The organism is Mycobacterium sp. ABE4_509 (assembly GCF_056160785.1).
Map to the genome: position 1 here is coordinate 1 of NZ_JBSWXU010000204.1, position 7,185 is coordinate 7,185.

Below are 7,185 nucleotides of genomic sequence, written 5' to 3' on the forward strand. Positions count from 1 at the left end.
GCGTTGGGGCACATCGCCGAGCTGGCCGGGCGCCACCGCTACGAGACCGCGGCACGCCTGCGGGACCGCACCGCCGACACCGTCGACGTGCTGTCGCGCGGTCAGCGGCTGCGCGCCCTGACCGCGGTCACCGAACTGGTGGCCGCGCGGCCGGACGGAGCCCGGGGCTGGCACCTGGCCGTGGTTCGGCACGGACAGCTGGCCGCGGCCGGCACGGCACCGCGCGGGGTCCCGCCGATGCCGGTCGTCGACGCGTTGTGCGCGGGTGCGCAGTCGGTGCTGCCTGCGGCCGGCCCACTGGGCGGCGCGCTGGTGGAGGAAACGGCACTCATCGCACGCTGGCTGACCGCACCGGGAGTGCGGATCGTTCGGTCCGAACCCGGCTACTGCTCCCCGGTACACGGCGCCGGGCGGTTCGCGGCGTGGTCGGCCTCGGCCCGGTCGGCCAGGCTGGCCGCCGAGCAATTGACCACAGCCTCCTCAGAGCTGCTGGCTGAACCGCACCCACCGCGCGAGCAGCTGCTCGGCGGCACCCGAGTCGATCGCCTCGGCGGCACGGGCCAGCCCGGACTCCCACGCCGGCACCCACTGGGCGTCGCTGGATAGTCCGGCGTGGGCGACCAGCGCCCCCGCCGCGTTCAGCACGACGGCGTCGCGGACCGGCCCCGCCGCGCCTGCGAGCACAGCCCTGGCTTCCGCGGCGTTGGCCTCGGCGTCACCGCCGACCAGCGCCGAGATCTCCGCCCGGGCGAACCCGAAGGCGGCCGGGTCGAAGGTCAGCCGCTCCACCGTGCCCGCCTGCACCCGCCAGATGGTGCTCGTCGTGGTCGTCGTCAGCTCGTCGAGACCGTCGTCGCCGTGCACGACCAGCACACTGGAGCCCCGGGCGGCGAACACCCCGGCCATCACCTCGGCCAGGTCCGCCCACGCGCATCCGATCAGACCGGCCCGCGGCGTGGCCGGATTGGTGAGGGGGCCGAGCAGGTTGAACACCGTCGGCACCCCGATCTCCCGGCGCACCACCCCGGCGTGCCGGTAGGACGGATGGAACTGCGGCGCGAATGCGAACCCGATGCCGACCTCGGCGACACACCGCGCGACGTCGTCGGGGCCCAGATCGATGCGCACACCGAGTGCCTCGAGGGTGTCGGCACCGCCCGACAGCGACGAGGCGGCGCGATTGCCGTGCTTGATCACCCGGACACCCGCCGCGGCCACCACGATCGCGGCCATCGTCGACAGGTTCACCGTGTTGGCGCCGTCACCGCCGGTGCCCACCACGTCGACCGTGTCGGTGCCGATGGCGTCCGTCGGCACCCGGCGGGCGTGTTTGAGCATGATGTCGGCGAGTTCGGTGACCTCGGCGGCGGTCGGGCGCTTCATCCTCATCGCGACGCCGAAACCGGCGATCTGGGCGGGGGTCGCGGTTCCGGTCATGATCTGGTCCATCGCCCAGGCGGCCTGGCCTGGTTCGAGGGCCTGGCCGAGGGTCAGACGTCCGAGAATCTGGGGCCATGTCGAGGCAGTCACGACGGCGATGCTCCCACGTCAGCGGGGAACTTCCCAACGCTCGTACCCGACACATTTATGACCAAAACCATCCCCGGGTGGAGTTCGCCAACTACAAAGCGTCATACTTGCTCCTGTGACGAGCGCTGTAGGGACCTCGGGAACCGCCATCACATCGCGCATTCATTCGCTGAACCGGCCCAACATGGTCAGTGTCGGCACGATCGTCTGGCTTTCCAGTGAGTTGATGTTCTTTGCTGGGCTGTTTGCGATGTACTTCACCGCACGCGCTCAGGCCGACGGTGTGTGGCCTCCCCCACCGACCGAGCTGAATCTGGCTCTGGCGGTGCCGGTGACGCTGGTGCTGATCGCGTCGTCGTTCACCTGCCAGATGGGCGTGTTCGCCGCCGAGCGCGGCGACGTCTTCGGGCTGCGGCGGTGGTACACGCTGACCTTCGCGATGGGCCTGTTCTTCGTCCTCGGTCAGGCCTACGAGTACGTCCACCTGGTCGAGCACGGCACCACCATTCCGGGCAGCGCCTACGGCACCGTCTTCTACCTGGCCACCGGATTCCACGGCCTGCACGTCATCGGCGGCCTGATCGCGTTCGTGTTGCTGCTGGCGCGCACCCGGATGAGCAAGTTCACGCCGGCCCAGGCCACCGCCGCGATCGTGGTGTCGTACTACTGGCACTTCGTCGACATCGTGTGGATCGCACTGTTCGCCGTCATCTACTTCGTCCGATGATCGGCTCACCGATGCGTCCGATGATCGGCTCACCGATGGGTCCGATGAGAAGGGGTTCGATGCGAAAGAAGGCACCCGCAGCCGACCGGCCGCCCTCAGTGAAGCGGCGCCGGCTGCGCCGACGCCTGTCGGGAGCGCTCCTGCTCGCGATCGGGCTGGGGATCGCGGGCGGGCTGGCCGCCACGCTCACGCCGGCGCCGCAGGTCGCGGTCGCCGACGAGTCGGCCTCGGCGATGCTGCGCGCCGGCCAGGAACTCTACGACACCTCCTGCGTGACCTGTCACGGCATCAACCTCCAGGGTGTCGCCGATCGTGGCCCGAGCCTCATCGGCGTCGGTGAGGCCGCGGTGTACTTCCAGGTCTCCACCGGCCGGATGCCCGCCATGCGCGGCGAGGCGCAGGCCCCGCAGAAGCCGCCCCAGTTCGACCCCGCCCAGATCGACGCGCTCGGCGCCTACGTCCAGGCAAACGGCGGCGGTCCGGTCGTCCCGCGTGACGAGGACGGCAGCGTCGCCGAGGAATCGCTGCTCGGCAGCAATGTGGCGCGCGGCGGCGACCTGTTCCGGCTCAACTGCGCGTCCTGCCACAACTTCACCGGTAAGGGCGGCGCGCTGTCCTCCGGCAAGTACGCACCGGATCTGGGCGGGGCCACCCCGTCCCAGATCTACACCGCGATGCTGACCGGCCCGCAGAACATGCCCAAGTTCTCCGACCGTCAGCTCAACGCCGAAGAGAAGCGCGACATCGTGCGCTACGTCCGGGAGTCGGCCGAGACCCCGTCGCCCGGCGGCCTCGGCCTCGGCGGCTTCGGCCCCACCTCCGAGGGCATGGTGGCGTGGATCGTTGGAATGGTGGCGATCATCGCCGCCGCTCTCTGGATCGGAGCACGCGCATGAGCGAGAAGAACACTCCTGAACCGACCGAGGCCGAGCTGGCCGCGATGTCGCAGGAAGAGCTCCTGGAACTCGGCGGCAAGCTCGACGGTGTCGAGATCGTCTACAAGGAGCCGCGCTGGCAGGTTCCCGACACCAAGGCCGAGAAGCGCGCCGAGCGCACCGTGGCCTTCTGGTTGTTGCTGGCCGGGTTCTCGGGCCTGGCGCTGCTGCTGGTCTTCCTGTTCTGGCCCTGGGAGTACAAGGGCTGGGGCGAGCCGGGCGAGTTCCTGTACACGCTGGCCACCCCGCTGTACGGCCTGACGTTCGGGCTCTCGGTGCTGGCGATCGGCATCGGCGCGGTGATGTACCAGAAGAAGTTCATCCCCGAGGAGATCTCGATCCAGGAGCGCCACGACGGCCGCTCCCCCGAGCTGCACCGCAAGACCGTCGCGGCCAACCTCGGCGATGCGCTGGACGGCTCGACCATCAAGCGCCGCAAGCTGATCGGTTTGTCGCTCGGCATCGGGATGGGCGCATTCGGTGTCGGCACGCTGGTGGCGTTCATGGGCGGGCTGATCAAGAACCCGTGGAAGCCCGTCGTTCCGACGGCCGACGGCATGAAGGCGGTGCTGTGGACCTCGGGCTGGACCCCCCGGTTCGAGGGCGAGACGATCTACCTGGCCCGCGCCACCGGCCGGCCCGGCGAGTCCCCGTTCGTCAAGATGCGCCCCGAGGACATCGACGCCGGCGGCATGGAGACGGTGTTCCCGTGGCGTGAGTCCGACGGTGACGGCACGACCGTCGAGTCCGAGCACCACATCTTCGAGATCGGGATGGGCGTGCGCAACCCGGTGATGCTGATCCGCATCAGGCCGGTGGACATGCCGAAGGTGATCAAGCGCCAGGGCCAGGAGAGCTTCAACTTCGGCGAGCTGTTCGCCTACACGAAGGTGTGCTCGCATCTGGGCTGCCCGTCGTCGCTCTACGAGCAGCAGACCTACCGCATCCTGTGCCCGTGCCACCAGTCCCAGTTCGATGCGCTGGAGTTCGCCAAACCGATCTTCGGCCCGGCCGCACGCGCTCTGGCGCAGCTGCCGATCACGATCGATCAGGACGGATACCTGGTCGCCAACGGCGACTTCGTCGAACCTGTCGGACCGGCCTTCTGGGAGCGCAAGTCATGAGCCCACGTCCAAGCCCCGCAGAGATCGCCGCGAAACAGGGTGATGCGATCGATTCGCGCTACCACCCGTCGGCAGCGGTCCGCCGTCAGCTGAACAAGGTATTCCCGACGCACTGGTCGTTCCTGCTGGGCGAGATCGCGATGTACAGCTTCATCGTGCTGCTGATCACCGGTGTCTACCTGACGCTGTTCTTCGACCCGTCGATGGCCCACGTCACCTACGACGGTGTCTATCAGCCTCTTCGCGGCGTCGGCATGTCCCGCGCCTACGAGACCGCCCTGGACATCAGCTTCGAGGTGCGCGGCGGCCTGTTCGTGCGCCAGGTCCACCACTGGGCCGCGCTGCTGTTCGCCGCGTCGATCATGGTCCACCTGGCCCGCATCTTCTTCACCGGCGCGTTCCGCCGCCCGCGCGAGGCCAACTGGATCATCGGCTCGCTGCTGCTGATCCTGGCGATGTTCGAGGGCTTCTTCGGCTACTCGCTGCCCGACGACCTGCTCTCCGGCACCGGCCTGCGCGCCGCCCTGTCGGGCATCACCATGGGCATCCCGCTGGTCGGCACCTGGATGCACTGGGCGCTGTTCGGTGGGGACTTCCCCGGCGACATCATCATCCCCCGGCTCTACGCACTGCACATCCTGCTGATCCCGGGGGTCATCCTGGCGCTCATCGGGGTCCACCTGGCACTGGTGTGGTTCCAGAAGCACACCCAGTTCCCCGGACCGGGCCGCACCGAGACCAACGTCGTCGGCGTGCGCGTGATGCCGGTGTTCGCGGTCAAGTCCGGCGCGTTCTTCGCCGTCACCGTCGGGATCCTGGGCCTGATGGGCGGTCTGCTGCAGATCAACCCGATCTGGAACCTCGGGCCGTACAACCCGTCGCAGGTGTCTGCGGGTAGTCAGCCCGACTTCTACATGATGTGGACGGACGGCCTGATCCGATTGTGGCCGGCCTGGGAGTTCTATCCGTTCGGGCACACCATCCCGCAGGGTGTCTGGGTCGCGGTCGGCATGGGACTGATCTTCGCGCTGCTGATCGCCTACCCGTTCATGGAGAAGAAGTTCTCCGGAGACGATGCACACCACAACCTGTTGCAGCGGCCCCGGGACGCCCCCACCCGCACCGCGGTGGGCGCGGCGGCGATCGCCTTCTACATCCTGCTGACCTTCGCCTGCATGAACGACATCATCGCGCTGAAGTTCCACATCTCGTTGAACGCGACGACGTGGATCGGCCGCGTCGGCATGGTGCTGCTGCCCGCGATCGTGTACCTGGTGACCTACCGCTGGGCCGTCGGGCTGCAGCGCAGCGACCGCGAGGTGCTTGAGCACGGCATCGAGACCGGCATCATCAAGCGGCTGCCGCACGGCGCCTACGTCGAGTTGCACCAGCCGCTGGGACCGGTCGACGAGCACGGCCATGCGGTTCCGCTGGAGTACCAGGGTGCTGCACTGCCCAAACGGATGAACAAGCTGGGATCCAGTGGCGCACCGGGCTCCGGCAGCTTCCTGACCGGCGATCCGCTCTCCGAAAATGACGCACTAACCGAGGCGGCACACGCCGCCGAGCACCGGGCCATCACCGCGCTGCGCGAGCACCAGGAGCGCACCAGTTCGGGCAATGGTTCCGCGGATTCCTCGAACGGCTCGTCGAACGGTCACCACTGAGAAGTCCGCTACACCCCTGAACTGAGCCGCCTCGGCCGGACCTGGCCGGGGCGGCTCAGTCGTTCTCAGGGGCTTTCTCGGGCCTTCTCAGAGGCTCTCGGGGTGCCCGCCGTGCCCGGGCCGCCCGCTCAGTCCTCGTCGTGGACGGCGCCGAGGTCCCGCAGGAAGTACCAGACGATGGCTCCCATACCGACCGTGACCACACCGGCCAGACCGTACAGAACCCAGGCGACGACTTCGGTGTGCACCGCCATCAGGTAGGTCGCCACTCCGGTCAGCAGCGTGGCCACCCCCATCGCGCAGAACATGGCCACGCCGAAGCGCAGGAACGTCTGGTCGACGACCGGCGACACGCTCGACTGCGGTGCGGAGCGCAGCAGGCGCGGCAGCGGGCCGCTGGCCTCCGCGGTGGCCCCCGGGGCGGCCGCCCTGAACTTCTCGGTGGGCGCATCCGGCCCCGGTTGCGGCTCCGACTCTTTCGGGCCTCCCGACGTCGCGGTGGGTTCCTCCTCGTCGTCCGGTTGCGGCGCAGATCCCGACCCGCCGTCCTGCGCGGCGCGGCGGGCACGCAGCAGCAGCGGCACCGCGGCGATGATCACCGCCGCGGACACGCCGATGACGGCGTAGAGGAACCATGGTGTGCCGGAATCACCGGACTCGGTGCGGCCGCCGGCCAGGTCGACCAGAGCCACGGTGGCGGCCACGCCGGCGCCGAGTGCGGCCAGCCAGACCGCCGCGCACCCGGCGAGCAGGATGCGGTCGGTGCGGTCGAGGGCGGCCACGTCGAAACCCTGGCCCGGTCGGTCGGCGTTCTCGGTGCTGTTCGTCATCTGCCTCTTCTGCCACCTAGCAACTGGTCTGTGCGGCGTTATTGGTGTTGGAGGACAGCACCGTTCCGTCGCTCGTCGTGATCGAGCAGTTCAACTTGCTGACCAGGAAGAGGCTGGAGGCCTGTACCGAGCCGACCTCGGACTGCGAGATCGGGGTGACCGTCAGCGACCACGGGATGTAGACGTTGCGCTGGGTGCGGCTGCGTCCGGACGCGTCGATGTAGGTGACGGTGATGATGTCGCCGGGCGCCTTGGTGCCGGTCACCGAGTAGGTCACCTGACGCGGGGCCGCCCGCGTCGTGGTCGGCGGCGGGGGCGCCTCTGTGGTGGCCGGTGGGGGCGGCGGCTCCTCGGTGGGGGCCGGTGGTGGCG

General features: G+C 69.1%; 7 protein-coding genes. 4 read left to right on the forward strand and 3 right to left on the reverse strand.

The window, feature by feature from the left end; all coding sequences use genetic code 11:
• Positions 1–480: 480 nt before the first annotated feature.
• Entirely contained in the window at positions 481–1,530 is a 1,050-nt protein-coding gene (gene trpD, locus ACXAID_RS26115) for an anthranilate phosphoribosyltransferase (RefSeq protein ID WP_475025084.1), read from the reverse strand.
• Positions 1,531–1,645: 115 nt separating this feature from the next.
• On the opposite strand from trpD, the gene ctaE reads away from it, so the two are divergent.
• Genes ctaE through qcrB form a run of 4 tightly spaced genes read left to right on the forward strand, consistent with a single transcriptional unit; the run spans position 1,646 to position 5,983 of the window.
• Positions 1,646–2,257, forward strand: coding sequence for an aa3-type cytochrome oxidase subunit III (gene ctaE, locus ACXAID_RS26120; RefSeq protein WP_475025085.1), 612 nt, complete (start codon positions 1,646–1,648; stop codon positions 2,255–2,257).
• A gap of 59 nt (positions 2,258–2,316) precedes the next feature.
• Complete coding sequence (gene qcrC, locus ACXAID_RS26125) at positions 2,317–3,153, forward strand: cytochrome bc1 complex diheme cytochrome c subunit (protein ID WP_475025086.1); 837 nt, start codon at positions 2,317–2,319, stop codon at positions 3,151–3,153.
• A complete protein-coding gene (qcrA, locus tag ACXAID_RS26130; protein ID WP_475025087.1) occupies positions 3,150–4,316 on the forward strand; it encodes a cytochrome bc1 complex Rieske iron-sulfur subunit in 1,167 nt (388 codons plus the stop codon). Before qcrC ends, qcrA begins: the two co-directional genes overlap by 4 nt.
• Positions 4,313–5,983, forward strand: a complete 1,671-nt coding sequence (gene qcrB / locus ACXAID_RS26135; RefSeq protein WP_475025088.1) for a cytochrome bc1 complex cytochrome b subunit — start codon at positions 4,313–4,315, stop codon at positions 5,981–5,983. Before qcrA ends, qcrB begins: the two co-directional genes overlap by 4 nt.
• A gap of 128 nt (positions 5,984–6,111) precedes the next feature.
• Here the strand turns inward: qcrB and ACXAID_RS26140 are convergent, their stop codons facing one another.
• Positions 6,112–6,813, reverse strand: a complete 702-nt coding sequence (locus ACXAID_RS26140) for a DUF2561 family protein (protein ID WP_475025089.1) — start codon at positions 6,811–6,813, stop codon at positions 6,112–6,114.
• Between the two features lie 16 nt (positions 6,814–6,829).
• Positions 6,830–7,185: MmpS family transport accessory protein (locus ACXAID_RS26145; RefSeq protein WP_475025090.1), on the reverse strand; the 356-nt coding region annotated here is incomplete at its 5' end.

Coding starts and splice junctions, on each gene's coding strand:
- qcrC (WP_475025086.1), top strand. CDS start 2,317: ATGCGAAAGAAGGCACCCGCAGCCGACCGGCCGCCCTCAGTGAAGCGG.
- qcrA (WP_475025087.1), top strand. CDS start 3,150: ATGAGCGAGAAGAACACTCCTGAACCGACCGAGGCCGAGCTGGCCGCG.
- qcrB (WP_475025088.1), top strand. CDS start 4,313: ATGAGCCCACGTCCAAGCCCCGCAGAGATCGCCGCGAAACAGGGTGAT.
- ACXAID_RS26140 (WP_475025089.1), bottom strand. CDS start 6,813: ATGACGAACAGCACCGAGAACGCCGACCGACCGGGCCAGGGTTTCGAC.